The following is a 26467-nucleotide window of genomic DNA, read 5'->3' as shown; positions in this document are numbered from 1 at the left end:
CCGCGTCCACGGCCCCGTCCGGGCGGCGGGCCCTCGCCCGGGCCTGCGTCCGCCGCCCCGCGGCCCCCGCCGGAGCCGCATCCGCGTCCACGGCCCAGTCCGGGCGGCGGGCCCTCGCCCGGGCCTGCGTCCTCCGCCCCGCGGCCCCCGCCGGAGCCGCATCCGCGTCCACGGCCCAGTCCGGGCGGCGGGCCCTCGCCCGGGCCTGCGTCCTCCGCCCCGCGGCCCCCCGCCCAAGCCGCGCCCGCGTCCGCGGCCCCCTGCCCGGGCCTGATCCGCATCCAACGGCCCCCGCCGGAGCCGCATCCGCGTCCACGGCCCTGTCCGGGCGGCGGGCCCTCGCCCGGGCCTGCGTCCGCCGCCCCGCGGCACCCCGCCCAAGCCTCGCCCGCGTCCGCGGCCCCCGGCGCGAGCCGCATCCGCGTCCCCGGGCCCCGCCCGAGCCCCCGCGTCCACGGCCCCGTCCGGACGGCGCGCCCCCGCCCGCGCCTGCGTCCGCCGCCCCGCGGCCCCCGCCCAAGCCGCGCCCGCGTTCACGGCCTGCCTCCAGTGGCGGCGCTCACGTACCGTTGACGCATGACGAGCATCGGTGGTGCTGCTTCTTCCGGGATGGTCGACTGGAATCTCGCGGTGGCGACCGCGACCCGGCTCGTGCGGCCGGGGCCCGAGGTCAGCCGCGACGAGGCCCGGGCCGTCGTCGCCGAACTGCGCCGGCACGCGAGAGCCTCGGAGGAGCACGTCCGGGGCTTCACTCGTCTGGGCACCGAGGAGACCCACGACACCCCCGTGCTCGTGGTCGACCGCCCGGGCTGGGTCCGGGCCAACGTCGCCGGGTTCCGCGAGATCCTCAAGCCGCTGCTGGACAAGATGCAGCAGCGGCGCGGCAACAGCCCCTCGGGCGCGGTCCTGGGCGCCGTCGGCGGCAAGGTCACCGGCGTGGAGCTCGGCATGCTGCTGTCGTTCCTGGCCTCCCGCGTCCTCGGCCAGTACGAGACCTTCGCCCCGGCCTCCCGCGAACTGCCCGCGGGGGAGAACGGCGGCGGCCGGCTGCTGCTCGTCGCCCCGAACATCGTGCACGTCGAACGCGAACTGGACGTGGAGCCCCACGACTTCAGGATGTGGGTGTGCCTGCACGAGGAGACGCACCGCACGCAGTTCACCGCGGTGCCCTGGCTGCGCGACCACCTCGAGGGCGAAATCCAGTCGTTCTTGGCGGAGACCGACGTCGACCCGATGGCCTTCCTCGAACGCATCCGGGACGCCGCCCAGTCCCTGGCCGGCGGGCGCCCCGAGGGCGAGGAGGACGACGGCGGCCGCTCCCTGGTCGAACTGGTGCAGTCCCCGGCCCAGCGGGAGATCCTCGCCCGCCTCACCGCCGTGATGTCCCTCCTGGAGGGCCACGCCGACTTCGTCATGGACGGCGTCGGCCCGGACGTCGTGCCGACAGTGGCCGAGATCCGGGAGAAGTTCCAGCAGCGCCGTGCCAAGGGCGCCTCCCGCCTGGACATGGCCCTGCGCAAGCTGCTCGGCCTGGACGCCAAGCTGCGGCAGTACCGGGACGGCGAGCGCTTCGTGCGCGCCGTCGTCGGCCAGGTCGGCATGGACGGCTTCAACCGCGTGTGGACCTCCCCCAACACGCTGCCCACCAAGGCGGAGATCGCCAAACCGGCGGACTGGATCGCACGGGTGCACCGCAAGACCGAGTCGTGAGCCCCGGGCAGACGCGGTGAAACGAATCCGGCCGACGGCAGGCGAACGCCCCTCCAATCACCCGTCCGAGGGACCGTGAGCCATGCGTAGGCGTGCAATGCTCGGGGAACCGCCCGTTTCTGTCACCATCTACACACTCAGAGTGACCGACATCGGGCTCACCCCCCGAACACTTCCGTGAAGGGAACCGGACATGGGTCCCCATCCTGCGGTCGCGGCGATACGCCTGGCGGTACGCCGCGTCCTCCATGACATCCTCGCCGAGCAGCCCGCCCACGACGGGCCGCGCCACCCCGAGCTGCAACCGGCGCACGCCGGGCGCGCCGCCCGCCATGCCGAGGCCGCGCGCGACACGCGGCCCCCGCGCGGCGGACAGCCCCCGCACGCCTCGCCGGGCGTGCGGCTCGCACAGCTGCCCGGACAGCCGCCGTACGGCCCGCCCCAGCCCGCCGCCCCGCGGCCCCCGCGCGACACCCGGGCGCTGGACGCCCTGGAGGCGCTGGAGGCCCTCCAGGGGGCGCCCGCCCCCCAGGACACGTACGCCCCCGCCCCGGCCGGCGCCCGCGAGCCCGGCCCCGCCGCGGCCCCCGGCGAGCGCCCGCCGTCGCCGCTCGTCCTGGTCGCCTGCTCCGGTGGCGCCGACTCCATGGCGCTCGCCTCCGCCCTCGCCTTCGAGGCCCCCAAACTCGGCATCCGCGCCGGCGGCATCACCGTCGACCACGGCCTGCAGGACGGCTCCGCCCAGCGCGCAGACGAGGTCGCCCAGCGGCTGCGCGAACTCGGCCTGGACCCGGTCGAGGCCGTCGCCGTCACCGTCGGCCGCGACGGCGGCCCCGAGGCCGCCGCCCGCGACGCCCGCTACGCCGCCCTCGACGCCGCCGCCGACCACCACGGCGCCGCCGCGATCCTCCTCGGCCACACCCGCGACGACCAGGCCGAGACCGTGCTGCTGGGCCTCGCCCGCGGCTCCGGCATCCGCTCCCTGTCCGGAATGGCCGCGGTCTCGGGGGCCGGCGGCCGCTACCGCCGCCCCTTCCTGCACATCGACCGGCAGACCGCCCGCAAGGCCTGCATGGTGCAGTCGCTGCCCGTCTGGGACGACCCGCACAACGCCGACCCCGCCTACACCCGCTCCCGGCTGCGCCACGAGGGCCTGCCCGCCCTGGAGAAGGCCCTCGGCAAGGGCGTCGTCGAGGCCCTCGCCCGCACCGCCCAGCTCTCCCGCGACGACGCCGACGCCCTGGACGCCTGGGCCGGCCAGGCCGAGGCGTCCGTCCGCGACGCCGCCGGCCGCCTGGAGTGCGCCAAACTGCACGCCCTGCCCCCCGCCGTGCGCCGCCGTGTGCTGCGCCGGGCCGCCATCGACGCCGGCGCCCCGGCCGGCTCGCTCTTCGCCCGGCACATCGAGGAACTGGACCGGCTGATCACCGGCTGGCGCGGCCAGGGGGCCATCAACCTGCCCGGCAAAGTCGTGGCCCAGCGCCAGGGTGGCAGACTGGTGATTCGGCAAGGCTGACATCGGAGCCTCCCACCGGCCCGCGGACGCGGGTCTCGGAGGCCCGTGAGCGGCCGGTGGGACGACCGAAAGTGATGCGGTGGACGCGAAAGACATGGGTGCCGACCTCAAGCAGGTGCTCATCACCAAGGAAGAGATCGACGCGAAGCTGGCGGAGCTGGCCGCGAAGATCGACGCGGAGTACGCGGGCAAGGACCTGCTGATCGTCGGCGTCCTCAAGGGCGCCGTCATGGTCATGGCGGACCTGGCCCGGGCGCTGTCCACCCCGGTCACCATGGACTGGATGGCCGTGTCGTCCTACGGCGCGGGCACCCAGTCCTCCGGCGTGGTACGCATCCTCAAGGACCTCGACACCGACATCAAGGGCAAGCACGTCCTGATCGTCGAGGACATCATCGACTCCGGCCTGACCCTCTCCTGGCTGATCTCCAACCTGGGCTCCCGCGAGCCGGCCTCCCTCGAGGTCTGCACGCTGCTGCGCAAGCCGGAGGCCGCCAAGGTGGCCATCGACGTCGAATGGGTCGGCTTCGACATCCCCAACGAGTTCGTCGTCGGCTACGGCCTGGACTACGCCGAGAAGTACCGCAACCTGCCGTTCGTCGGTACGCTCGCGCCCCACGTCTACGGCGGCTGACCCCGGAGGGCGCAAGGCTCCCTGGGTGATCGGGAACCCCGGCGGCCCCGCCGGCGTTGGAGCATGCAGACGGGAACGTCGGCCCGCCCGTGCGGCTTCGGGCCACAATGCTGGGGTACCGTCAGAAGAACTGTCTTATCAAACTCACTATGGCAGGAGGGACGGGGCGGCACCGCTCCGTATGGATGGACGTGAAGCGATACTTCCGTGGGCCGGTCATGTGGATCGTGCTGGCCGTCCTTGCCGTGGTCGTGTTGATGCAGGTCGTCGGCTCGTCCGGCGGCTACAAGACGGTGGACACGGGCCAGGTCGTTGCGGCGATCAACGACAACCGGGTCGAGTCGGCCAAGCTGACCACAGGTGACGAGCAGACCGTCAAGGTCCAGCTCAAGGACGGCCAGAAGGTCGACGGCAGCTCGAAGATCCAGGCGAGCTACATCGGCGACCAGGGCGTGACCATCGCCAACACGCTGCAGACCAAGTACCAGGACAAGCAGATCCCGAAGGGCTACACGGTCTCGCCCTCGAAGCAGAACCCGTTCGTCGGCGTCCTGCTCTCGCTGCTGCCCTTCGTCCTCATCGTCGTCGTCTTCCTGTTCCTGATGAATCAGATGCAGGGCGGCGGCTCCCGGGTCATGAACTTCGGCAAGTCCAAGGCCAAGCTCATCACCAAGGACACCCCCAAGACGACGTTCGCGGACGTCGCGGGCGCGGACGAGGCCGTCGAGGAACTCCACGAGATCAAGGAGTTCCTGCAGGAGCCGGCCAAGTTCCAGGCCGTCGGCGCGAAGATCCCCAAGGGCGTGCTGCTCTACGGCCCGCCCGGCACCGGCAAGACCCTGCTCGCGCGTGCCGTCGCGGGCGAGGCCGGCGTGCCGTTCTACTCGATCTCGGGTTCCGACTTCGTCGAGATGTTCGTCGGCGTCGGCGCCTCCCGCGTCCGCGACCTGTTCGAGCAGGCCAAGGCGAACGCCCCGGCCATCGTCTTCGTCGACGAGATCGACGCCGTCGGCCGCCACCGCGGCGCCGGCCTCGGCGGCGGCCACGACGAGCGCGAGCAGACCCTGAACCAGCTGCTCGTCGAGATGGACGGCTTCGACGTCAAGGGCGGTGTGATCCTCATCGCCGCCACCAACCGGCCCGACATCCTCGACCCCGCCCTGCTGCGCCCGGGCCGCTTCGACCGCCAGATCGCGGTCGACCGCCCCGACATGCAGGGCCGGCTGGAGATCCTCAAGGTCCACCAGAAGGGCAAGCCGGTCGCGCCCGACGTCGACCTGTCCGCCGTCGCCCGCCGCACCCCCGGCTTCACCGGCGCCGACCTGTCGAACGTGCTCAACGAGGCGGCGCTGCTCACGGCCCGCAGCGACCGCAAGCTCATCGACAACCAGATGCTGGACGAGGCGATCGACCGCGTGGTCGCGGGCCCGCAGAAGCGGACCCGGATCATGTCGGACAAGGAGAAGAAGATCACCGCGTACCACGAGGGCGGCCACGCCCTGGTCGCGGCGGCCTCGCCGAACTCCGACCCGGTCCACAAGATCACGATCCTGTCCCGCGGCCGCGCCCTCGGCTACACGATGGTGCTCCCGGACGAGGACAAGTACTCGACCACGCGCAACGAGATGCTGGACCAGCTGGCCTACATGCTCGGCGGCCGCGCGGCCGAGGAACTCGTCTTCCACGACCCCACCACGGGCGCGGCGAACGACATCGAGAAGGCCACCTCCACGGCCCGCGCGATGGTCACGCAGTACGGCATGACCGAGCGGCTGGGCGCCATCAAGTTCGGCGGCGACAACACCGAGCCGTTCCTCGGCCGTGAGATGGCCCACCAGCGCGACTACTCGGAAGAGGTCGCCGCCCTGGTGGACGAGGAAGTCAAGAAGCTCATCGAGAACGCGCACAACGAGGCCTGGGAGATCCTGGTCGAGAACCGCGACGTGCTCGACAACCTCGTCCTCGCACTGCTGGAGAAGGAGACCCTGGGCAAGGAGGAGATCGCCGAGATCTTCGCCCCGGTCGTCAAGCGCCCGCCGCGGCCCGCCTGGACCGGCTCCTCCCGCCGCACCCCGTCCACCCGCCCGCCGGTCCTCTCCCCCAAGGAGCTGGCCCTGACCAACGGCGCGAACGGCGCGACGGCGGCGATCAGCACCGTGAAGTCCACGGCGGCCGACCCCGCCCCCGCCACGGAGCAGACCCCGGAGGAGCGCCCCGACAACTGACGGGCACCTCACACCTCCCGGAATGGATGCCGCGCCCCCCTGGTTCTAGCCTGGGGGCGCGGCATTTCGCATGTCCGCGTCTGGAACACACAGGAACGAGGCCCCGCACATGACCGACCCCGTGACGCTGGACGGCGAGGGAACCATCGGCGAGTTCGACGAGAAGCGCGCCGAGAACGCCGTACGCGAGTTGCTGATCGCGGTCGGCGAGGACCCGGACCGCGAGGGCCTGCGCGAAACCCCGGGCCGCGTGGCGCGGGCGTACAAGGAGATATTCGCGGGTCTGTGGCAGAAGCCCGAGGACGTCCTGACGACGACGTTCGACCTCGGCCACGACGAGATGGTCCTGGTGAAGGACATCGAGGTCTTTTCGACCTGTGAGCATCATCTGGTCCCGTTCCGCGGGGTCGCGCACGTCGGCTACATCCCGTCCACCAGCGGGAAGATCACCGGACTGTCCAAACTGGCCCGGCTCGTCGACGTCTACGCCCGCCGCCCCCAGGTCCAGGAGCGGCTCACCACGCAGATCGCCGACTCGCTGATGGAGATCCTGGAGCCGCGCGGTGTGATCGTGGTGGTGGAGTGCGAGCACATGTGCATGTCGATGCGGGGCATCCGCAAGCCCGGCGCGAAGACCATCACCTCGGCGGTGCGCGGCCAGCTGCGGGACGCGGCGACGCGCAACGAGGCGATGAGCCTCATCATGGCCCACTGACCCGGTAGCGGCGATCCGCCCCGCGGCCGCGCCCCGCCTTGGCGGACCGCGCGGCGGCGGGGCGGTCGTTCGGTGGGGCGGTGGCTCAGGCCACCGGTTCCGCTCCGGGGTGGTTCTGGTCGTCGTCCTCGGGGAGTTTGCAGACCCGTTCGAGGAACAGGGCGGCCGCTATGACGGCGATTCCGGCGACGACCGAGAAGCCGGCGTAGATGGCCTGGTCGCGGCGGGCCGGGATGTCCAGGAGTTCCAGCAGGAAGACGCCGGTGCCGCCGTACATTCCGGCGACCAGGGCGGCCACCAGGGCGCTGGCCTGGCCGAACACCACCGCGCGGGCGGCCATCAGGGGGTCGACGCCCTTCGCGCCGGGGCGGCGCTCGCGCTGTGCCCGCAGACGGGCGCGCAGGGACAGGGCCGTGGACAGCAGGACCGCGGCGATCAGGGCGAGGACGATCGGGGCGGCCAGGGGGACGCTGGGCAGTGTCCCGACCGAGTTCCACAGGCGGGCGGCTCCCCAGGAGAGCACCCCGGCCACGACGAACACGCCGGCCAGCACCCTGATGCGCAGCTCTTTCACGGTGTCCCTTCAGCTCCCCCGGACCGGGGCCGGTCGGCGGCGGTGCGCCCGGACGCCGGTCGTGGGCCGGGACGCGCCGCCTGTGTCGTCCTGACCTTAACGACTACTCGGGCAGCCGGAGTTCCAGGTCCCCGCGCATCCGCACGCCCTCGCGGGTGACGGCGGCCAGGAGGCCGGCGACCGGGCCGCGGCCCGGGAGCTGGGCCTGCGGGTCGACGTCGTACCAGGGGGCGAGGACGAAGGCGCGCTTGTGGGCACGGGGGTGAGGGAGCGTCAGGCGCGGGTCGTCGGAGACGACTTCGGCGTAGGAGACGATGTCGACGTCCAGGGTGCGCGGGCCCCAGCGCTCGTCGCGGACCCGGTGGAAGGCCTCCTCGACGGCGTGCGCCCGCTCCAGCAGGGAGGACGGCGGCAGGGTCGTCCTGAGCACCACCACGGCGTTGAAGTACGACGGCTGGGTGCCGGGCTCGACGCCCCAGGGCTCCGTCTCGTAGACCGGGGAGACGGCCTTGACCCGGACGCCGGGGGTGTCCTCGAGGGCGTCGACGGCCCCCTGGAGGGTCTCCAGGCGGTTGCCGAGGTTGGAGCCGAGGGAGATCACGGCCCGCTTGGGGTTCTGCAGGGTGGTGTCCGCGGCGTCGACCTGGGCGACGACGGAGGCGGGCACGGGCTGGACGGTCGGGTCGCTGTGGCCCGCTGTGGTGGGTCGCGTCATACTCGCCTCCGGGTGATGGTGACGGTCACGTCGTCGAAGGGGACGGTGATCGGCGCGTCGGGCTTGTGCACGCACACCTCCACCTCCTGGACCCCCTCGTGCTTCAGACAGGTCCGGGCGATCCGCTCGGCGAGCGTCTCGATCAGGTTCACCGGCTCGCCCTCGACCACGGCCACGACCTCCTCGGCCACGATGCCGTAGTGCACGGTCTTCGCCAGGTCGTCGTCGGCCGCGGCCGGCCGGGTGTCCAGTCCCAGGACGAGGTCCACCAGGAAGGTCTGGCCCTCCTCCCGTTCCTTGGGGAACACCCCGTGGTGCCCGCGGGCCCTCAGGCCGCGCAGCGCGACACGATCCACGCGAATCACTCCTGCAATCGTCGGCGTCGGCCGGTTCCTGCCGCCTGGGGGCGGCACACCGGCCACGAACGAATCTACCTGCGGTCACTGACAAAGCCGGGCTCCGGGCGCGCGGGGGCGGGCCGGGGGCGGCAGGCTTCACCGCGCGTTTCCCCTGGAGAACGCGGCCGGTCACGTCCCGGTGGCCGCGACCGCCGGGGCGGCCGTGATTCCGGACACGTGGCCCCGGCCACGCCACCGGCTGGCGTGCCCCGGTGACCGTTGCCGGTCGCGTGCCCCCGGGTGACGGTTCCCGGTCGCGTGCCTCCGGTCCCCGTCCCCGGTCGCCTGCCCCGGTCACGGTCGCCCACCCGTTCAGGCGGGGCCGTCCTCCTCCTCGTCCCCGTCGTTCTCGGCCAGGACCGGGGAGGCGTGGTGGGACCACAGCTTCCAGCCGTCGGGTGTGCGGCGGAACACGTTGGTGGCGACGACGAGCTGTCCCAGGAGCGGGCCGGGCCCGTCGCCGTCCTCGGGGGCCGGGCCGCCGCTGAGGATGTTCTCGGTGCAGGTCACCAGGGCGGTGTCGCCGGTGACGGAGACGTGCACGTCGGTGAGGAAGAACTGGATGTAGTCGGTGTTGGCCATGATCAGCGCGTAGGAGCGCAGGACCTCGCCCCGGCCGGTGAGCACCGGCCAGCCGGGGTGCACGCAGGAGACCACCCCGGTGTCGGCCGGGTCGTGGTACGTCTCGTCGACGCCCAGGTCGGCGGGGGTGAGCCAGAGGGAGGAGAGCTCCTCGAAGTCGCCCCGCTCCATCGCCTCGTAGAAGGCGGTGTTCGCGGCCTCCACCTGCTCGACGTCGGTGTGCGGCGCGCTCACCGCGCTCCGTCCGGGGAGTGCGCGCTCCGCGCGGCACCGGCCGTGCGCGCCGCTTCCACGGCGCGTGCGACCCGTACGGCGTCCGCAGTCGCGCGCACCTCGTGCACGCGCACCGCCCAGGCGCCGGCGTGCGCCGCGAGCGCGGAGACGGCGGCCGTGGCGGCGTCGCGCTCCCGTGCGGGCGGTGGGGCGCCCCCGGGACCGGCCAGCACCCGGCCGAGGAACCGTTTGCGGGAGGCGGCGACGAGCAGGGGGTGGCCGAGGTCCAGCAGGCGGTCGAGGTGGGCCAGCAGCGCCAGGTCGTGCTCGGCCTCCTTGGAGAAGCCGAGGCCGGGGTCGACGACGACGCGGTCGGGGGCGACGCCGCCCTCCAGGACGGCCTCGACCCGCGTGCGCAGTTCGTCGGCGACCTCGGTGACGACGTCGCCGTACACGCCCCGGACGTTGTCGCCGTCCAGGAAGCCGCGCCAGTGCATCACGACGAAGGGGGTGCCCGCGTCGGCCACCACGGGCACCATGGCGGGGTCGGCGAGGCCGCCGCTGACGTCGTTGACCAGGGCGGCGCCGGCCGCGAGGGCCTGTTCGGCGACGCGGGCCCGCATGGTGTCCACGGAGATCGTCACGCCCTCGGAGGCCAGTCCGCGCACGACCGGGACGACCCGCCGGAGTTCCTCCGCCTCGTCGACGCGGGTGGCGCCGGGCCGGGTGGACTCGCCGCCGACGTCGACGAGGTCCGCGCCCTCGGCGACCAGTCCGAGGCCGTGCTTGACGGCGGCGGTCGTGTCGAACCAGCGGCCGCCGTCGGAGAAGGAGTCGGGGGTCACGTTCACGACCCCCATGACCGCGCAGCGGTCCCACGCCGGAAGGCCCGCCACTCGGCCGCGCCCGCTCTGGTTGTTCATACGTTCAGCGTAGGCCCCGGCCCGGCCCGCCACGTCCCGCGGCCCGTGTTCGCCCGCCGGGCGCACCCCTGGCCGGGCGCACCGCACCAGCCGGCACACCCCTGGCCGGGCGCACCGCACCCACCGGGCGCACCGTGCCCGCCGGGGGAGCGGCGAGGCCCGGGCGGGCCCCGGCGCCGGAGGGGGCGGCGGGGGGCCTTCGCCCGGGCCCGTACGGGGGCCGTGCCGCGCGGACGTCGCGCTCGGCGGCCCGGGTGCGGCGCGGGTGCGGCCCGGCTGCGGACCGGGGGCCGTGCCGCGCGGACGAGACCGTGCTCGGCGGTCCGGGGGGCTATGCCGCGCGGACGTCGCGCTCGGGGACCGCGTGGGCGCAGGGCCGCGGGGCGGCGGTGCGGCGGCGCAGGAAGCGGGGCAGGGGCAGCGCCAGGTTGACGAAGCCCTCCGCCTGCATGGCGGCGAAGCCGATGCGGGGCAGGTCGGCGGAGGCGCGGTAGACCACGAACCGCGGCTCCCAGCGGGGCTGGAACTTGGCGTTGAACTTGTACAGCGACTCGATCTGGAACCACCGGGAGAGGAACACCAGCAGTCCGCGCCAGGCCCGCAGCACCGGGCCGGCGCCGATCTTCTCGCCCCGGGCCAGCGCCGAGCGGAACATCGCGAAGTTCAGCGAGACCCGGGTGATGCCGAACTTCGGGGCGGCCTGCAGCGCCGCCACGATCAGCAGCTCGTTCATGCCGGGGTCGGCCGAGCGGTCGCGCCGCATGAGGTCCAGCGAGGCGCCGTCCCTGCCCCAGGGCACGAAGTGCAGGATCGCCTTCAGGTCGCCGTACTCGCCCGGCACGTCGTCCTGTTTGTGCGCGGTGGCTATGAGGCAGTCGCCGTCGGAGGGGTCGCCGATGCGGCCGAGCGCCATGGAGAAGCCGCGCTCGGTGTCGGTGCCGCGCCAGTCGTCCGCGGCCCGGCGGATGCGCTCCAGCTCGGCGTCGGAGAGGTCACGGATGCGCCGCACCCGCGTTTCGTAGCCGGCCCGCTCGATGCGCTTGACCATCTGGCGGACGTTGCGCATGGCCCGTCCGGAGAGGGAGAAATCCGCGACCTCGACCACCGCCTCGTCGCCCAGTTCCAGGGCGTCCAGGCCGGTCTCGCGGGTCCACACCTCTCCGCCGGTCTCGGAGCAGCCCATCACGGCGGGCGTCCAGGAGTGCGCCCTGGCCTCGTCCATGAAGCGCTCGATGGCGCCCGGCCACGCCTCGACGTCACCGATCGGGTCGCCGCTGGCGAGCATCACGCCGGAGACGACGCGGTAGGTCACCGCCGCCTTGCCGCTGGGGGAGAAGACCACCGCCTTGTCGCGGCGCAGCGCGAAGTGGCCGAGGGAGTCGCGGCCGCCGTGCCTGGCCAGCAGCTCGCGCAGCCGGTTCTCGTCGTCCTCGGTCAGGTGTGCGGCCGGGTGCTCGGGGCGGAAGGCGAGATAGGCGGTGGTGGCCGCGGTCAGCCAGCCGAGGGCGCCCAGGGACATGGCGACCGTCCAGGAGGTGTTGCCCTGGTAGTCGACGGGGCCCTCGAAGCCGAACAGGCCGTAGACCACGTGGGTCAGCCGGTCCGCGACGCTCGGGTTGCCCACCATGCGGTGCGGGTGGACGCTGACGATGACCATGCCGAGGGCCAGCGAACCGGCGCTCATCAGCACGAAGTTGGCCAGCGCGCGCCACCGGCTGCGCGGGTCGGGCAGGGCGGCGAACTCGCGGCGGTGGATCAGCAGGGGAGTGAGCAGCGCGGCGGCGATGACGACGCCGACCACCGAGTGCCGGTACACGAACTGCGCCGCGGCGCCGGCCGGCAGCAGTGCCACCGCCGCGCGCCACGCCCGGCGCTTGCGCCGCTTGAGTCCGTGCGCGAGGAGCAGCAGCAGTACGCCCGCGCTGAGCGACAGGGCCGCCGCGAAGGGGCCGAAGGAGCCCGGCAGTACCTCGGCCATGGCGTGCATACGGCTGTGCCGGAAGCGGGGGAAGACGCCCGCGGCGATGTCCAGCAGGCCCACAACCGCGCAGGCCCTGGCGACCAGGGTGGGAACGGCCTCGGGGCGGGGGCCGCGCAGTATGCGCCGCACCCGGCCTGATCGACTCGGAACCCGACCCGACATTTCCCCATCTATCCTGACAGACATCGCATCCCGTAGTTCTGCGAGAGACCTTGAATCCGGTGCCGATCCGGGCATCCGGCGGCATTGCGCCCTCTAGGACGGTGTCTCGGGGAGAGAGGTTCACTCCCCGCCGGAAAGTCGGTTCAAAGGCCGGGAAAAGGCCGGGGAAAGCCCTCGTCGACGAGGCGTGGGGCGGGTCGGCCGGGAAGTGCAGGCAGGAAAGAGCCCATGGGTCTCACGAGTAAAAAGGTGCTGGTACTGGCGGTCCTGTTCGCGGTGATGCTGTTCGTCGCCACGATCTGGTTCTGGCCCCGTCTGGCACGCCGCAACTGGCGGGCCGTCAGCGGACGCGCCGGGATCCTGCTGGCCACGCAGGCGGCGATCTTCGCCTGCGTCGGCCTGTTCGTCAACCAGGCGTTCGGCTTCTACGCCAGCTGGGCCGACCTGTTCGGGCAGGAGACCGACCAGGGCGTGGTCGTCGACAACTCGGCCAACGGCGGCAGCGGCGGCCCCCTCCAGGTCGTCGGCACGGAGCGGCTGAAGATGTCCAACGGGACGCGACCGCAGATCTCCGGCCAGATCCAGAAGGTGGACATCCTGGGGCGTACGACGCGCATCGCCACCTCGGCGTACGTCTATCTGCCGCCGGAGTACTTCCAGCCGCAGTACCGCACGCGGACGTTCCCCGCCGCGGTCGTCCTGACCGGTTACCCGGGCACCGCGCACGCGCTGGTCAGCAAGCTGCAGTACCCGCGCACGGCCCAGAACCTCGCCCGGAGCGGCCGTATGCAGCCGATGATCCTGGTGATGATGCGGCCGACCGTGGCGCCGCCGCGCGACACCGAGTGCGTGGACATCCCGGGCGGGCCGCAGACCGAGTCCTTCTTCGCCAAGGACCTGCCCGACGCCGTCCTCGCCCACTACCGGGTCGGCAGGAAGCCCGGCAGCTGGGGCATCATGGGCGACTCCACGGGCGGCTACTGCGCGCTGAAGCTCGCCGTCCACCACCCCGAGGTGTACGCCGCGGGCGTGGGCCTGTCCGCGTACTACAAGGCGCCGATCGACGCCACGACGGGCGACCTGTTCCACGGCGACGAGGCCCTGCGCAACCGGGCCGACCTGCTGTGGAGCATCAAGCACCTGCCCGCCCCGAACACCTCGCTGCTCGTCACCAGCAGCAAGGCCGGCGAGAGCAACTACAAGGCGACGCTGAAGCTCATCGACGCGGTGAAGGCGACGAAGAAGACCCGGATCTCGTCGATCATCCTGGAGAGCGGCGGGCACAACTTCCACACCTGGATGCGGGAGATTCCCCCGGCCCTGCAGTGGATCAGCGGGCGGCTGACCGAACGCTGAAACGGTCCGGTGGAACGGTCCCGTGGAACGGTCGGGGAAACCTCGGGAACAAGGTCTCGACATGGCTGTCTTTTTGCGGGGCGGCCCTCCACGATTCGCCTACTCGCGGTAAGTTTCTGGCCATGCCACGTGGACGTCACCGCCATTCCCCGCCCTTGCACAGGCTGTTGCCTCCCTCGGCGATCGCCGGCGTCTCCGTCGTGTGCGCCCTCGGCCCGTGGGTGTTCACGGCCTCTACGGTGCTGCGCTCCCTAGCGGCGGTCGCGGCGGCGACGGCGGTGGCCGGCGCGGTCGTCATGCGCCGCTGGGACGCCCAGGCCGGCCGGCGGGTCGCCGACCTCACGCGCGCGCGTGCCAGCGACGAGTGGCGGTTCGAGGAACGGCTCGCCGAACTCGAGGCCGACCTCGACGAGTCGCGCGAACTGCGGGTCCGCCTGGAGCAGAAGCTGCGGGCCAAGCGGGCGGAGCTGGCGGGGCTGCGCAACGAGCACGCGGCGCTGCTGCGGCGGTACGCCACGGCGGAGACCGAGCGCGCCAGCGCGCTGGAGGGCCGCCGCCTGCTGGAGATAGAGGCCGGTTCGGAGATGCCCGCGCTGACGTCCGGCCCCTCGGCGCCGGCCGGTAGCGGCGACCGGGAGGACATCGCCGGTGACGGGGGCGCGGACGCGGCGGACGCGGGCGACGTGGGGGCCGTACGCCCGGCCGGGGACGCGGACGCCGAGGACGCCGACGCGGCCGGCACCGGGGCGGCGGACAGCGGGGCCTCGGACGGCGGGGCCGCGGACAGCGGGGCCGGGGAGGCCGGAGACGGTTCCGCGCCGGGGAAGCCGGCGGGCGTGGCTCCCGCCGTGTTCTCCCCCGAAGGGTCCCGGCTCTTCCTACGGGCCGGTGCGGCCCTGGCGCGGCTCGCCGCGGACGGCGACGCACCGGCGCCGGACGGGCCGGACGCGCGGGACGAGACGGTGCGGGACGCGGACGTGGACATGGACGCGGACGCGGAGGTGTCGGCGGACGAGGCCGCGGCGAAGGCGGAGGACGGCGGGGCAGCGACGGTCGCCGAGGCGGCGGCCGATGCCGAGGCGGCGGACGCCGGCGGACCGGCCGGGCCCGCGGGGCCGACGGCGGCCGGTGCCACGGGTAAGGCGGACATCCCCGCCCAGGCTCACGCGCCCGCCCAGGACCACGCGCCCGCGCGGGCCGATGCGGCCGGCGCGACGGCGGACACCGGGTCCGAAGCGGTGGAGGAGACCGCCTCCGGGGCGGACGCCCGCGCCGGGGCGGCCCCCGAGCGGGAGGACGAGCCGCAGGGGCAGCCCGGGGCGGCCGGCGCGCACGAGCGCGCGGCCGCCACCCCCACGACGGATCAGGCCCCGCGCGCCGGTGACGGCCCGTCGGCCGCCAAGCCGTCCGGGCCCGTGCAGCGGCCCTCCGGGCACTTCACCGTGCCGACCGCGGTGGCCGTCGTCCCGGCCGCGCCCGCCCGGCGCCCGGTCGTCGAGGGCGGTTTCGACTTCTTCGGCACGCAGAAGGGGTTGCCGTCCGCCGCGCTGGACGCCGTGCGGAACGAGGACCTCGCCGACGTCGTGGGCCAGGAGGCGCTCGCCCTGCACAAGGCCGAGGCCGAGTCGCAGTACAGGCCGGCCGACGTCCACTCCCGGGCGGGCGGCCAGGTCATCGACCTGACGGCGCACGACGAGACGGAACAGATCGACCTGCAGAACCTGAGGACGGCGGCTTCCTGAGACACCGGGGGCCGCCCGGGCTCCGGGCCCTCAGGTCATCCATCGCTCCGGCCGCGCGTCCCGCCGGCCGGTGCGCGATCGCTCGGCCTGCTCGCGCAGCAGCCGCGCCGCCTCCCCGGCGTCCCGCAGCCGTGCGGTCACCGTCTTGTTCGCCCCGGTGTCCACGTGCACGTCGGCGACGCCCCGCGCGCGTTCCAGGGGCCCCTGCGTCAGACGCACGCTCTGCACCTTGGCGTGCGGCACCAGCGCCAGCCGGCGCCGCAGCAGGCCGTACCCCGCGGCGAACACCGTGCCGGTGACGGCGAATCCGTACCCCCGCCACCACACCGGCGCGCACCACCCGGCGCGCCGCGGCGGACGCACGAGCGAGGCGGCGTCCGGGACGGTCACCTCCGGCAGCACCCGTGCGATCAGCGACTCGGCGATTCCGCGCGGGGCGACCGGCAGCAGCAGGGAGTTCGACGACCCGGCCACGTCCAGCTCCACCCGCACCCAGCCGCGCCGCCGCCACAGCAGCGGTTCCACGATCCGTACGGTCTGCACCCGGCCCGGCGGCACCGTCTCGTGGGTGCGGTCCAGCAGGCCGCGGTCGACGCGCAGTCCGTCGGGGGACTCGCTCACCGTCCAGTCGTACGCGGCGACGAAGCGCCCCGCGCTGCTCGTGACCGCCCCGCCGGCCAGGGGCAGGGCGGTCACGAGCACCGTCCACAGGCTGTGGGTGGCCAGCCACAGCAGCGGCGGCACCACGAGGGCGCACAGCAGCGAGCCCCAGGTCGCGCCGGTCAGCAGCAGCGAGACGGCGATCACGCGCGCGGGGACGCGGACGAGTTCCCGCGCGGGCGCCTCGCCGACCCGCTCGGCGGTGTCGGGGGCGAAACCGGCGGCCCGGGCGAGGAGTTCGGCGCGCAGGGCCTTGGCCTCGTCCTCGCCGAGGAAGGCGAGTTCGTCCTTCTTGTCCGTTCCTATGACGTCCAGCTTCAGCTTGGCCACGCCCGCGACCCGGGCGAGCAGCGGGCGGGTCACGTCGATCGCCTGGATGCGCTCGAGCCGGATGTGCGCGGTGCGGCGGAACAACAGGCCGGTGCGTATGCGCAGTTCGGTGTCGGTCACCGCGAAGTGCGTGAACCACCAGGACAGGAAGCCGTAGAGGGCGGCCGCCGGGACGAGCACCGCGATCCCGAGCAGCAGCGTGGTGGTGGTCAGCCTGGTCAGCTGGCGCTGCGCCTGGTCGGGGTCGTGCACGGCCCAGCCGGCCAGCACGGCGACCGGCGCCCACGCCCGCCGGAGCGGGGTCACGGGATGCAGCCGCCGCTCGGCCACCGGCCGCTTCCCCGGCACGGCGCCCGGCCCTACGGCGTCCGCGCCGCCCCCGTCGGCGGCCGGTCCGGCGTCCTCGCGCGCGTCGTCCGGGCGTACGGCGTCCGGCCCCATGGTGCCCTCGCCCGTGGCGTCCTTGCCCACGGTGTCCCGGCCCAGGGCGCCCTCGCCCGTGGCCTCCCCGTCCCCCGCCGCCGTCACAGTCCCGCCGATCGGGCCTCGCCCAGCTCGGTGAGCCGGTCGCGCAGCCGTTCCGCCTCGGCCGGGTGGAGGCCGGGAATGGTCGCGTCGGTCGCGGCGGCGGCCGTGTGCAGCTGCACGGTGGCCAGCCCGAAGTACCGCTCCAGGGGCCCGGAGGTGACCTCGACCAGTTGCATCCGCCCGTACGGCACGACGGTCTCCTCGCGCCACAGCACGCCCCGGCTGATCAGCAGCTCGTCGGCGCGCTCGGTGTACCGCCAGGACCGCCAGTTGCGCCCCAGCAGCACCCAGCCCCATGCCATCAGCGCCAGCGGCAACAGGGCGAACGCGGCCCAGGGCGGGCCCGCCAGCAGCCCGAGCAGCGGACCGAGGGCCAGGGCGAGCAGCCCCAGCCACACCACCAGCAGCAGCCGCCGCATGCGCAGCAGCCCCGGCGGCAGACCGGTCCAGCCGGGCTCGTGGCCGGTCACCGCCTCGTTTCCCCGGCTCCCCGTCTCCATGGGGCAAGCGTACGTACGAGAGACTGTGTCCATGACTCCTACGACGGAGACCACGGTCGGGATCGGCGGCGCCGCGGAGAGCACCGACATGGTGCTCAACATCGGACCGCAGCACCCGTCCACGCACGGTGTGCTGCGGCTGAAGCTGGTGCTGGACGGGGAGCGCATCACGCGCGCGGAGCCGGTGATCGGTTACATGCACCGCGGCGCGGAGAAGCTCTTCGAGGCGCGGGACTACCGTCAGATCATCATGCTGGCCAACCGCCACGACTGGCTGTCGGCCTTCTCCAACGAGCTGGGCGTGGTCCTCGCCGTGGAGCGGATGCTCGGCATGGAGGTCCCCGTGCGGGCGGTGTGGACGCGCACGCTGCTCGCCGAGCTCAACCGGGTGCTCAACCACCTGATGTTCCTCGGCTCCTATCCGCTGGAGCTGGGCGGCATCACGCCGGTCTTCTACGCCTTCCGGGAGCGGGAGGTCCTCCAGAACGTGATGGAGGAGGTCTCCGGCGGCCGTATGCACTACATGTTCAACCGGGTCGGCGGCCTGAAGGAGGACCTGCCGGCCGGCTGGGCCACGCGAGCCCGGGCCGCCGTGGCCGCCGTGCGCTCGCGCATGGACGTCTTCGACGACCTGGTGCTGGGCAACGAGATCTTCCGGGGGCGCACGCGGGGCGTGGGCGCGCTCACCCCGCAGGCCGTGCACGCCTACGGCGTGAGCGGCCCGATCGCGCGCGCCTCGGGGGTCGACTTCGATCTGCGCCGCGACGAGCCGTACCTGGCCTACGGCGAGCTGGCCGACGTGCTGAAGGTGGTCACCCGGCAGGAGGGTGACTGCCTGGCCCGGTTCGAGTGCCTGCTGGAGCAGACCCACAACGCGCTCGACCTCGCCGACGCCTGCCTGGACCGGCTGGCCGAGCTGGAGCCGGGCCCGATCAACCAGCGGCTGCCCAAGGTCCTCAAGGCGCCCGAGGGGCACACCTACGCGTGGACCGAGAACCCGCTCGGCATCAACGGCTACTACCTGGTCAGCAAGGGCGACAAGACGCCGTACCGGCTGAAGCTGCGGTCCGCGTCCTACAACAACATCCAGGCCCTCGCCGAGCTGCTGCCGGGGACGCTGGTCGCGGACATGGTGGCGATCCTCGGCTCAATGTTCTTCGTCGTCGGCGACATCGACAAATAGCGCCACGGCGTCGCCCGCCGCGCCGCCCGCGGCCTCGTCCGGAGCGCCGTCGGTGGCGCATGCCGGGGCGCCGTCCGTCGCGTCGTCCGGCGTGACGCCGACCGGCTGGAGCAGCCAGCCGAAGTCGCCGAGTCCGCCCGGTGCGGTGAGCTCGGCGGCCTCCCCGGCGCGTGCGAGGGCGCGCACGTACTCCGAGGGGTTGGTGGAGGCGAGCGAAAGCGCCGGGCGTGCGCCGGTGATGCCGAGGGCGCGCAGGGCGTCGCGCTGAGTCAGCAGACGGGCGCCGGGGAGCGCGGTCGGGGCGTGCGCGGCGCACGCGTCCAGGGCGACGTGAGCGGTGATGTCGCAGGAGCCGTCGGGCACGGGCGCCGTCTCGCGTCCCGCCCGGAAGCCCGTGAGCGTCCCGAAGGGCGGCCGGCCGCCGAGGCGGTGGGCGTAGTCGACGGCCACCGCCAGGCCCCGCTTGATCCGGGAGACCGCCCCGGCCCAGGCGGTGTCCCTGGGCAGGCCGATCTCCGCGCGCAGTCCGGGCTCGGCGGGCAGCGGCCACCAGCGGGCGAGCCACCGGGCGTCCGCGCCCGTCACCGGGGCGCCGAGCCGCTCGGTCCCGTCCCGCCGCACCAGGACGCGCCGCGCCACACCCGAGGGGTCCACCTCCGCCACGTCCACCGGCACGTTGTCCAGCCACTCGTTGGCGAACAGCAGGCCGGTGACCGCCCGGGGCGGCTCCGCCGACCATGCGATCCGCCGATCGAGACCCTCGGGCCGCCCGGCGGCGATCTCCACCGCGTGCACCCGGGTGCGGACCGCCACCTCGGCGGGCAGCGCGGTCAGCACCCCGGCGGCCAGCTCGCCCCGGCCGGCCGCCATGTCCACGAAGTCCAGCACGGCCGGGCGGCCCAGCACCTCGTCGACGCGGCACAGCAGCCGGGCCACCGCCGCCGCGAACAGGGGCGAGACGTGCACCGAGGTGCGGAAGTGCCCGGCCGGGCCCTCCGGGCGCCGGTAGAAGCCGTCCGGCCCGTACAGGGCCTCCCGCGTCGCCTCCCGCCAGCCCCGCCATACGTCCGGGCCGTCGCCCACTGTGTTCTTGGCCACCCCAGCAGACTAGGCGCACAGGTGATCACGGCATCCACCTTGGGGAGTACGAGGCCGGGACGCGGATCGGCCCTCCGGTTGACCCCTGCACCTATTCCGCTTCCCTACGCTGGGTTACGTGCAGCGCCTCTATGACTTCCTCCGCAGGCACCCGATGTGGGTCGACGGCTCCTGGGCCCTCGTCCTGCTCGGGATCTCCGGCGTGAGCGTGACGAGCGTCAACGGGGCGCCGGACCACCACGGATCACTGGCCGCCGCCCTGGCCGTGTCCGTCGTCATGTGCCTGGTGGTCGCACTGCGCCGCCGGATGCCCGAGAAGATGCTGCTGCTCGCGGCCGCGACGGGCGTGGTCCAGCTGGTGCTGGACGTGGAGACGACGGTCGCCGACTTCGCCATGCTGGTGATCATCTACACGGTCGCCGCGGTCGGCGCCCGCTGGGCCTCGAGGTTCGCGCTGGCCGGCGGGCTGTGCGCGGCGACCCTGGCGCAGATCCGCTGGCCGCAGCAGCACACGAGCGTCGGCGGCAACGTGGCGATAGCCGTCTTCCAGACGGTGCCGTTCGCCCTGGCCTGGGTGCTCGGCGACTCCATGCGCACCCGCCGGGCCTACTTCGCGCAGCTGGAGGAGCGGGCCGCGCGCCTGGAGAAGGAGCGCGAGGCGCAGTCCAAGGTGGCGGTCGCCGCCGAGCGCGCCCGGATCGCGCGGGAGCTGCACGACGTCGTCGCGCACAACGTGTCGGTCATGGTGGTGCAGGCCGACGGCGCCGCCTACGTCCTGGACGCCGCGCCCGAGCAGGCGAAGATCGCCCTGGAGACCATCTCCTCCACCGGCCGCCAGGCCCTCGCCGAGATGCGCCGCCTGCTGGGCGTGCTGCGCACCGGCGAGCACCAGGAGGGCGGTGAGTACGTGCCGCAGCCCGACGTGGAGCAGATCGAGGAGCTGGTCGAGCAGTGCCGGGGCTCCGGACTGCCCGTCGACTTCAAGATCGAGGGCACCCCGCGCCCGCTGCCCAGCGGCGTGGAGCTCACCGCGTACCGGATCGTGCAGGAAGCCCTCACCAACACCCGCAAGCACGGCGGGCCGAACGCGGGCGCGAGCGTCCGCCTGGTCTACTTCGACGACGGTCTCGGGCTGCTGGTCGAGGACGACGGCAAGGGCGCCCCGCACGAGCTGTACGAGGAGGGCGGCGCGGACGGCCAGGGCCACGGCCTGATCGGCATGCGGGAACGCGTGGGCATGGTCGGCGGCACCCTGGACGCGGGGCCGCGCCCCGGTGGAGGCTTCCGCATCAGCGCCCTGCTGCCGCTGAAACCGGCGCACTGACACAGCCGTACCCCCCGCCGTACGCCCCGCCCGCGCCGGGACGCGTCCCCGGCAAAACCGCCCCCGACCGACGGAAGAGGAGCCCGATGACGATCCGCGTGATGCTCGTCGACGACCAGGTGCTGCTGCGCACCGGATTCCGGATGGTGCTCGCCGCCCAGCCGGACATGGAGGTCGTCGCCGAGGCGGGCGACGGCGTCGAGGCCCTCCAGGTGCTGCGCGCCACCGCCGTCGACGTGGTGCTGATGGATGTGCGCATGCCGAAGCTGGACGGGGTGGAGACCACGCGCCGCATCTGCTCGGAGCCCGACCCGCCGAAGGTGCTCATCCTGACCACCTTCGACCTCGACGAGTACGCGTTCTCCGGTCTGAAGGCGGGCGCCTCCGGGTTCATGCTGAAGGACGTGCCGCCGGGCGACCTGCTGGCCGCGATCCGCGCCGTCCACAGCGGGGACGCCGTGGTCGCGCCGTCCACCACCCGCCGTCTGCTCGACCGGTTCGCGCCGATGCTGCCCACCGGGGGAGGCCGGCACCGGCACAAGGAGCTGGAGCGGCTCACCGAGCGCGAGCGCGAGGTCATGGTGCTGGTCGCGCAGGGCCTGTCCAACGGGGAGATCGCCGCCCGGCTGGTGCTGTCGGAGGCGACCGTGAAGACCCATGTGGGGCGGATCCTGACCAAGCTGGGGCTCAGGGACCGGGTGCAGGTGGTCGTCCTCGCCTACGAGACGGGACTCGTCCGGGCCGGCGGACACGGCTGAGCCCGGACCGCCGGCCACCCGCGCCCGTCCGCGCCCGGCCACCCGCGCCCGTCCGCGCCCGTCCGCGCCCGTCCGCCCGTCCGCCCGTCCGCCCGTCCGCGCCCGTGCACACCCGTCCGCCCGGTCGGTCTGCCCGTCCGCGCGCACGGGCGGCGCGCCGTCGGTAGGGTCTCCCGCATGCTCCTGTGGATCAACGGCCCCTTCGGGGGCGGCAAGACACAGACCGCACACGAGATCCGGCGCCGTCTGCCCGGCAGCGTCGTCTGCGACCCCGAGCACGCCGGCTTCGGCCTGCACCGCATGCTGCCGCCGGACCTGCGCGGGGACTTCCAGGAGCTGGCCTCCTGGCGGCAAGCTGTCGTCGAGGTGCTCGACCTGACGCTGACCGCGCACGAGGGCGTGGTGATCGCCCCCATGACGGTCACCGATCCGCGGGTGTTCGCCGAGACCGTCGGCCGGCTGCGTGAACTCGGCCACGACGTACGGCACTTCACCCTGCTCGCGGAGCGCGAGACCGTGCTGCGGCGGCTGCGGGAGCGCGGCTTCGGGCACCTCCTCCAGTTCGTCGCCGGGAAGAACTCCTCGCTGGGCAGGGAGACCTGGGCGGTGCGGCAGCTCGACCACTGCCTCGAGCGGCTGCGTGAGCCGGAGTTCGCCGAGCACCTGTGGACGGACCACTCGACCGTGCCGAAGACCGCGGACCGGATCGCGGTCCTGGCCGGGCTGACCCTCCGCCCCGACACCAGCGGCCCGCTGCGCACCCGGCTCCGCCAGGCGAAGATCGGCATCCGGCACATCCGCCTGGACTGACCCGCCCGGCCCGTGCCGGGCCCGCCCCTCTCCGAGCCTGCCCAGCCCCCGGGCCGGACAGCCCGGCGCGTGCGTCCACTCGCCTCAGCGGAGGATGGCCTCCAGGAAGTCGCTGCCCAGCCGGGCCACCATGGTCACGTCGAGCTGGTGGTAGACGTACCGTCCGCGGCGGCGGGTGGTGACCAGGCCCGCCTTCTTCAGCACGCCGAGGTGCCGGGATACCTCCGGCGCGGTCATGCCGTGCACCCGGGTCAGCTCGCCGGTGGTGAACGCGGTGCGGGCCAGGCTCCGGCACAGCCGCATCCGCACCGGGTGGGACAGCGCGGCCATGCGGAGCGTCAGCTGCTCCACCGAGGGCGGGGCGGCGAGCCCGGGCGAGCCGGCCGGGTAGTGCAGCACCGGCTGCCAGCCGTACCGGTGCAGGACCATCAGATGCGGCCGGCCCAGGCTGGTGGGGACGAGCAGCAGGCCGCGGTCCGCGGTGGCGGTGCGGCCCTCGCCGAGCTTGTCGACCGTGATCCGGCCGGCCGCCTCGTCCAGCGCCAGGGCGGGGGACACGGCGGCCAGCGCCTCGGCCAGGCCCTTGCGGCGCAGCAGCTCCGTCTTGTGCCGGGCGTCCGCCGCGAGCTGGTACCGCAGCCGGGACCAGGTCTCGGCGAAGAACGCCTCGTCGCAGTCCTCCAGGAACTGCCGCAGCCAGGTGCGGATGCGCGGCGGGTCGGCCAGCAGCCGCTCGCTGAAGCGGACCTGCTGCGGCCCGCGCGCGGCGGCCACCTCCAGCACGCGGCGGCGCAGCGCGGCGTCGGCGAGCGGCCCGGCGCCCGGGGCGCCGTAGGGCAGGGCGCAGGTGAACTCCAGGGCCGCGTCCACGAACTGCTCGTCGGACAGCTTGTCCAGCAGGTCCAGCTCATGCGCGAGGTCCGGTCCCGGCAGCGCGGCCCCGCCCGGGACGCCCGCGTACGGCAGGAACAGGTCGGAGAACGTCCACCGCCACAGGAAGTCGGCCTCGCACATGCGGTCCGCCAGATGCGGGTCCAGGCGGGCGGTGATGCCCGTGGCCCAGCCCTGCAGCCCCGGGTGGTGCCCCGGCTCGGAGAGCGCGTGCAGCGCCATGCCGAGTTCGGCCAGGGGGGAGGGCACGACGGCGACCCTCTCCGGCCGCAGCCCCGCGATGTCGATGCGTACGCTCATGCCCCCATCGTGCCCGCCCCCACTGACAACCGGCCGCCCTCACTCCCCCCGGGGCAGCCGGGCGGCGAACTCCGCGACCGCCGCCCGCACGTCCTGTGCCGTCCACTCCAGCCCGGCGGCGCGCACGGAGACCTCGGTGAAGGACAGGTCCGGGCCCCGGGCGTCCCAGCCGTTGGCGAAGAGCATCGCGCCCGTCTCCCCGGCCGTGCGGATCGCGGCCCGGGCGAGCACCTCGGGGCCGTACGGCAGCCAGACCTGGAACTCGTGGGTGTGCGGCTCGGCCGGGTGGACGCGCGCCCACGGCAGCCCGGCGGCCGCGAACCCCTCGCGCAGCGCGGCGGCCACCACGCGCGCGTGCCGCACATAGCCGGGCAGGCGGGGCAGCTCCCGCTCGAGCCCGGCCAGTGCCGACAGGGCCGTCGGGAACTGCTGGAAGACGTTGCCCCCGTACCGGTGCCGCCAGGTCCGGGCCTCCTCCACCAGCTCCTCCGGGCCGGCCAGAGCGGCGCCGCCGTAGCCGTCGAGCGACTTGTAGAACGACACGTACACGCTGTCGGCCAGGTCGGCGATCTCCGCCAGGCTCCGGCCGAAGTGCGCGGTGGACTCCCACAGGCGCGCGCCGTCGAAGTGCACCACCGCGTCGCGCTCGCGCGCGGCCTCGACGACCTCGGTGAGCTCCTCCCAGGAGGGCAGTACGAAGCCGGCGTCCCTGAGGGGGAGTTCGAGCATGAGCGTGCCGAAGGGTTCGTCCAGGCCGCGTACCTCCGCCGCGGTGGGCGAGTGCGGTTCGCCGGTCACCCGTACCGGGCGCAGGCCGCTGACCTGGCTCAGGGCGTGCCGCTCGTGCACTTCGGGGTGGGCCAGGGCGTGCAGGGCCACGGCCGGGTTCCCGGTACGGCCGGCCCAGCAGCGCAGTGCGACCTGCTGGGCCATCGTGCCGGTGGGGAAGAAGGCGGCGGCCTCCTTGCCCAGCAGGCGGGCGGTCCGCTCCTCGAGGGCCTCGACGACGCCGTTGCCGTACATGTCCGCCGTCTCGTCGAGGTCGTGCAGGCCGGCCGCGCCGTCCAGCAGCGCGAGCCGCTCCCGCAGCGAGCCCAGAAACCCGGGGCGCGCGAGCACACGCTCCGCGCTGCGGAACGCCTCCATGCGCTGGGCGCGCAGCCGACCGCGCCCGTCTTCCTCCGGGCCGTTTCCCTCCGGGCCGTCCTTCTCCCGCCCGTCTTCCTCCGGCCCCTGCTCCTCCGAGCGCCGTTGCTCCGGCCCCCGTTCCTCCGGAACGCGCTCGTCCCGTTCCGCGTCCTGCCCCGCCGTATCGCTCATGCCCGGATCATCGCGCGGACCGGCCGGGACGGGCACGCCCATTTCCGTGCCCGCGCGTGCCCTTGCGTCCCCCCGGCGTGCCCGGGGACGGGCCGACTCCCGTCCGCGGCACGCCCGGGACCGCTCCGTGGCGAAACCCACAGCCTGTGGACGGCCGGACGCCGCCGGAACCGATAGCGTTAACATGACGAGAAATCGTCCGGTACCCGGAGCGGACTGGAACGGGAAGGCCAGCGTCGCGTGAGTACAAGCCATCAGCCAGACCCCAGGGACCGCCCCGCGCGGCTCACCGTCGGCGTCGTCGGCGCCGGCCGGGTGGGTCCGGCGCTCGCCGCGTCCCTCCAGCTCGCCGGACACCGCCCGGTGGCCGTCTCGGGAGTCTCCGACGCCTCCAGACGGCGCGCCGCGTCGCTGCTCCCCGAGGTGCCCCTGGTGCCGCCCGCCGAGGTGCTCGGCCGGGCCGACCTGGTGCTCCTGACCGTCCCGGACGACGCCCTGCCCCGGCTGGTCGCGGGCCTGGCCGAGACCGGCGCCGTACGGCCCGGCCAGCTGCTCGTGCACACCTCCGGACGCTACGGCGCGAAGGTGCTCGACCCCGCCCTGCGCGCGGGCGCGCTGCCCCTCGCCCTGCACCCCGCGATGACCTTCACCGGCACCCCCGTGGACGTGCAGCGGCTAGCCGGCTGCTCCTTCGGCGTCACCGCCCCCGAGGAGCTGCGGCTGGCCGCGGAGGCCCTGGTCATCGAGATGGGCGGCGAACCGGAGTGGATCGCCGAGGAGATGCGGCCGCTCTACCACGCGGCGCTCGCCCTGGGCGCCAACCACCTGGTGACCCTGGTCGCCCAGTCCATGGAGCTGCTGCGGCAGGCCGGTGTCGAGGCGCCCGACCGGATGCTCGGCCCGCTGCTCGGCGCCGCCCTGGACAACGCGCTGCGCTCCGGCGACGCGGCCCTCACCGGCCCCGTCGCGCGCGGCGACGCGGGAACGGTCGCCGCGCACGTCGGCGAGCTGCGCCGGTACGCCCCGCAGACCGTCGCCGGCTATCTGGCCATGGCCCGCGCCACCGCCGACCGGGCGCTCGCCCACGGCCTGCTCAAGCCCGAACTGGCCGAGGACCTGCTGGACGTCCTCGCCGACGGCGGCGACGCCACGGTCGCCGGCGGCGGTACGGGCGGCAGCGGCCGGGACGGCGGCACCGGCCCGGACCGCGGCACCGGCCGGGACGGCGGCGAGGGGGACGGCGGCGAGGGGGACGCCCGATGACCCGCGCGGCGCACCCCCGGCATCCGGCGCACCCCCGGCATCCGGCGCACCCCCGG

The 26467-nt window shown here is 74.2% G+C and carries 23 protein-coding genes; 12 read left to right on the top strand and 11 right to left on the bottom strand.

Features of this window, described 5'->3' with window-relative positions:
• The first annotated feature begins 576 nt into the window (after positions 1 to 576).
• The 5 genes from ACI2LW_RS08800 to folE all read left to right on the top strand — a co-directional run bounded on the left by ACI2LW_RS08800 (position 577) and on the right by folE (position 6800).
• A complete protein-coding gene (locus tag ACI2LW_RS08800) occupies positions 577 to 1710 on the top strand; it encodes a zinc-dependent metalloprotease (RefSeq protein ID WP_404730469.1) in 1134 nt (377 codons plus the stop codon).
• A gap of 193 nt (positions 1711 to 1903) precedes the next feature.
• Entirely contained in the window at positions 1904 to 3226 is a 1323-nt protein-coding gene (gene tilS / locus ACI2LW_RS08795; RefSeq protein ID WP_404730468.1) for a tRNA lysidine(34) synthetase TilS, read from the top strand.
• A 94-nt stretch (positions 3227 to 3320) separates the two neighbouring features.
• Positions 3321 to 3860 carry a hypoxanthine phosphoribosyltransferase gene (gene hpt / locus ACI2LW_RS08790; RefSeq protein ID WP_404730600.1) on the top strand — a complete coding sequence of 180 codons (540 nt, stop codon included), beginning with the start codon at positions 3321 to 3323 and terminating at the stop codon, positions 3858 to 3860.
• Between the two features lie 185 nt (positions 3861 to 4045).
• On the top strand, positions 4046 to 6085 hold the full coding sequence (ftsH, locus tag ACI2LW_RS08785) for an ATP-dependent zinc metalloprotease FtsH (RefSeq protein WP_404730467.1): 2040 nt from the start codon (positions 4046 to 4048) through the stop codon (positions 6083 to 6085).
• Positions 6086 to 6194: 109 nt separating this feature from the next.
• On the top strand, positions 6195 to 6800 hold the full coding sequence (gene folE, locus ACI2LW_RS08780) for a GTP cyclohydrolase I FolE (RefSeq protein WP_404730466.1): 606 nt from the start codon (positions 6195 to 6197) through the stop codon (positions 6798 to 6800).
• 85 nt (positions 6801 to 6885) lie between these two features.
• Here the strand turns inward: folE and ACI2LW_RS08775 are convergent, their stop codons facing one another.
• From ACI2LW_RS08775 to ACI2LW_RS08750, 6 genes are all read right to left on the bottom strand, one after another.
• Complete coding sequence (locus tag ACI2LW_RS08775; protein WP_404730465.1) at positions 6886 to 7374, bottom strand: DUF3180 domain-containing protein; 489 nt, start codon at positions 7372 to 7374, stop codon at positions 6886 to 6888.
• 103 nt (positions 7375 to 7477) lie between these two features.
• A complete protein-coding gene (gene folK, locus ACI2LW_RS08770) occupies positions 7478 to 8089 on the bottom strand; it encodes a 2-amino-4-hydroxy-6-hydroxymethyldihydropteridine diphosphokinase (RefSeq protein WP_404730464.1) in 612 nt (203 codons plus the stop codon).
• Complete coding sequence (folB, locus tag ACI2LW_RS08765; RefSeq protein ID WP_404730463.1) at positions 8086 to 8445, bottom strand: dihydroneopterin aldolase; 360 nt, start codon at positions 8443 to 8445, stop codon at positions 8086 to 8088. Before folB ends, folK begins: the two co-directional genes overlap by 4 nt.
• Positions 8446 to 8799: 354 nt before the next feature.
• Complete coding sequence (locus tag ACI2LW_RS08760; protein WP_404730462.1) at positions 8800 to 9303, bottom strand: nuclear transport factor 2 family protein; 504 nt, start codon at positions 9301 to 9303, stop codon at positions 8800 to 8802.
• A complete protein-coding gene (gene folP, locus ACI2LW_RS08755; protein ID WP_404730461.1) occupies positions 9300 to 10205 on the bottom strand; it encodes a dihydropteroate synthase in 906 nt (301 codons plus the stop codon). The genes ACI2LW_RS08760 and folP overlap by 4 nt, the downstream gene beginning before the upstream one ends.
• A gap of 331 nt (positions 10206 to 10536) precedes the next feature.
• Positions 10537 to 12348 (bottom strand): phosphatidylglycerol lysyltransferase domain-containing protein, encoded by a 1812-nt coding sequence (locus ACI2LW_RS08750; RefSeq protein ID WP_404730460.1) that lies wholly within the window; start codon positions 12346 to 12348, stop codon positions 10537 to 10539.
• Positions 12349 to 12576: 228 nt separating this feature from the next.
• On the opposite strand from ACI2LW_RS08750, the gene ACI2LW_RS08745 reads away from it, so the two are divergent.
• Both ACI2LW_RS08745 and ACI2LW_RS08740 read left to right on the top strand, forming a co-directional pair.
• Positions 12577 to 13704 carry an alpha/beta hydrolase gene (locus ACI2LW_RS08745; RefSeq protein WP_404730459.1) on the top strand — a complete coding sequence of 376 codons (1128 nt, stop codon included), beginning with the start codon at positions 12577 to 12579 and terminating at the stop codon, positions 13702 to 13704.
• Positions 13705 to 13826: 122 nt separating this feature from the next.
• A complete protein-coding gene (locus ACI2LW_RS08740) occupies positions 13827 to 15446 on the top strand; it encodes a hypothetical protein (RefSeq protein ID WP_404730458.1) in 1620 nt (539 codons plus the stop codon).
• A 30-nt stretch (positions 15447 to 15476) separates the two neighbouring features.
• Here ACI2LW_RS08740 and ACI2LW_RS08735 read toward each other — a convergent pair whose 3' ends face one another.
• Both ACI2LW_RS08735 and ACI2LW_RS08730 read right to left on the bottom strand, forming a co-directional pair.
• Complete coding sequence (locus tag ACI2LW_RS08735; protein ID WP_404730599.1) at positions 15477 to 16877, bottom strand: PH domain-containing protein; 1401 nt, start codon at positions 16875 to 16877, stop codon at positions 15477 to 15479.
• An 83-nt stretch (positions 16878 to 16960) separates the two neighbouring features.
• Positions 16961 to 17464, bottom strand: a complete 504-nt coding sequence (locus tag ACI2LW_RS08730) for a PH domain-containing protein (RefSeq protein WP_404730457.1) — start codon at positions 17462 to 17464, stop codon at positions 16961 to 16963.
• Between the two features lie 31 nt (positions 17465 to 17495).
• Between ACI2LW_RS08730 and ACI2LW_RS08725 the strand changes: the two genes are divergently transcribed.
• A complete protein-coding gene (locus ACI2LW_RS08725) occupies positions 17496 to 18647 on the top strand; it encodes an NADH-quinone oxidoreductase subunit D (protein ID WP_404730456.1) in 1152 nt (383 codons plus the stop codon).
• On the opposite strand, the gene ACI2LW_RS08720 is transcribed toward ACI2LW_RS08725, so the two are convergent.
• Positions 18612 to 19745, bottom strand: a complete 1134-nt coding sequence (locus ACI2LW_RS08720) for an SAM-dependent methyltransferase (protein ID WP_404730455.1) — start codon at positions 19743 to 19745, stop codon at positions 18612 to 18614. The two genes, ACI2LW_RS08725 and ACI2LW_RS08720, sit on opposite strands and share 36 nt — an antisense overlap.
• Before the next feature lie 118 nt (positions 19746 to 19863).
• Between ACI2LW_RS08720 and ACI2LW_RS08715 the strand changes: the two genes are divergently transcribed.
• From ACI2LW_RS08715 to ACI2LW_RS08705, 3 genes are all read left to right on the top strand, one after another.
• Positions 19864 to 21069: a sensor histidine kinase gene (locus ACI2LW_RS08715; RefSeq protein ID WP_404730454.1), complete on the top strand. Its 1206-nt coding sequence runs from the start codon at positions 19864 to 19866 to the stop codon at positions 21067 to 21069.
• A gap of 86 nt (positions 21070 to 21155) precedes the next feature.
• Positions 21156 to 21827: a response regulator gene (locus ACI2LW_RS08710; RefSeq protein WP_404730453.1), complete on the top strand. Its 672-nt coding sequence runs from the start codon at positions 21156 to 21158 to the stop codon at positions 21825 to 21827.
• Between the two features lie 177 nt (positions 21828 to 22004).
• Positions 22005 to 22637 carry an AAA family ATPase gene (locus ACI2LW_RS08705; protein ID WP_404730452.1) on the top strand — a complete coding sequence of 211 codons (633 nt, stop codon included), beginning with the start codon at positions 22005 to 22007 and terminating at the stop codon, positions 22635 to 22637.
• A gap of 84 nt (positions 22638 to 22721) precedes the next feature.
• Here the strand turns inward: ACI2LW_RS08705 and ACI2LW_RS08700 are convergent, their stop codons facing one another.
• Complete coding sequence (locus ACI2LW_RS08700; protein WP_404730451.1) at positions 22722 to 23828, bottom strand: DUF5937 family protein; 1107 nt, start codon at positions 23826 to 23828, stop codon at positions 22722 to 22724.
• Positions 23829 to 23867: 39 nt separating this feature from the next.
• On the bottom strand, positions 23868 to 25148 hold the full coding sequence (locus ACI2LW_RS08695; protein WP_404730450.1) for a threonine aldolase family protein: 1281 nt from the start codon (positions 25146 to 25148) through the stop codon (positions 23868 to 23870).
• A gap of 240 nt (positions 25149 to 25388) precedes the next feature.
• Between ACI2LW_RS08695 and ACI2LW_RS08690 the strand changes: the two genes are divergently transcribed.
• Positions 25389 to 26411, top strand: coding sequence for a Rossmann-like and DUF2520 domain-containing protein (locus ACI2LW_RS08690; RefSeq protein ID WP_404730449.1), 1023 nt, complete (start codon positions 25389 to 25391; stop codon positions 26409 to 26411).
• Positions 26412 to 26467: the final 56 nt, after the last annotated feature.

Source organism: Streptomyces sp. NPDC004065 (genome assembly GCF_044903565.1).
Classification (GTDB): domain Bacteria; phylum Actinomycetota; class Actinomycetes; order Streptomycetales; family Streptomycetaceae; genus Streptomyces.
Note: the sequence above shows the minus strand (reverse complement) of the source record. Positions and strands in the feature narration are given on the sequence as shown.

Coding starts and splice junctions, on each gene's coding strand:
- ACI2LW_RS08800 (WP_404730469.1), top strand. CDS start 577: ATGACGAGCATCGGTGGTGCTGCTTCTTCCGGGATGGTCGACTGGAAT.
- tilS (WP_404730468.1), top strand. CDS start 1,904: ATGGGTCCCCATCCTGCGGTCGCGGCGATACGCCTGGCGGTACGCCGC.
- hpt (WP_404730600.1), top strand. CDS start 3,321: ATGGGTGCCGACCTCAAGCAGGTGCTCATCACCAAGGAAGAGATCGAC.
- ftsH (WP_404730467.1), top strand. CDS start 4,046: ATGGACGTGAAGCGATACTTCCGTGGGCCGGTCATGTGGATCGTGCTG.
- folE (WP_404730466.1), top strand. CDS start 6,195: ATGACCGACCCCGTGACGCTGGACGGCGAGGGAACCATCGGCGAGTTC.
- folK (WP_404730464.1), bottom strand. CDS start 8,089: ATGACGCGACCCACCACAGCGGGCCACAGCGACCCGACCGTCCAGCCC.
- folP (WP_404730461.1), bottom strand. CDS start 10,205: ATGAACAACCAGAGCGGGCGCGGCCGAGTGGCGGGCCTTCCGGCGTGG.
- ACI2LW_RS08750 (WP_404730460.1), bottom strand. CDS start 12,348: ATGTCGGGTCGGGTTCCGAGTCGATCAGGCCGGGTGCGGCGCATACTG.
- ACI2LW_RS08745 (WP_404730459.1), top strand. CDS start 12,577: ATGGGTCTCACGAGTAAAAAGGTGCTGGTACTGGCGGTCCTGTTCGCG.
- ACI2LW_RS08740 (WP_404730458.1), top strand. CDS start 13,827: ATGCCACGTGGACGTCACCGCCATTCCCCGCCCTTGCACAGGCTGTTG.
- ACI2LW_RS08735 (WP_404730599.1), bottom strand. CDS start 16,877: ATGGGGCCGGACGCCGTACGCCCGGACGACGCGCGCGAGGACGCCGGA.
- ACI2LW_RS08730 (WP_404730457.1), bottom strand. CDS start 17,464: ATGGAGACGGGGAGCCGGGGAAACGAGGCGGTGACCGGCCACGAGCCC.
- ACI2LW_RS08725 (WP_404730456.1), top strand. CDS start 17,496: ATGACTCCTACGACGGAGACCACGGTCGGGATCGGCGGCGCCGCGGAG.
- ACI2LW_RS08710 (WP_404730453.1), top strand. CDS start 21,156: ATGACGATCCGCGTGATGCTCGTCGACGACCAGGTGCTGCTGCGCACC.
- ACI2LW_RS08705 (WP_404730452.1), top strand. CDS start 22,005: ATGCTCCTGTGGATCAACGGCCCCTTCGGGGGCGGCAAGACACAGACC.
- ACI2LW_RS08700 (WP_404730451.1), bottom strand. CDS start 23,828: ATGAGCGTACGCATCGACATCGCGGGGCTGCGGCCGGAGAGGGTCGCC.
- ACI2LW_RS08695 (WP_404730450.1), bottom strand. CDS start 25,148: ATGAGCGATACGGCGGGGCAGGACGCGGAACGGGACGAGCGCGTTCCG.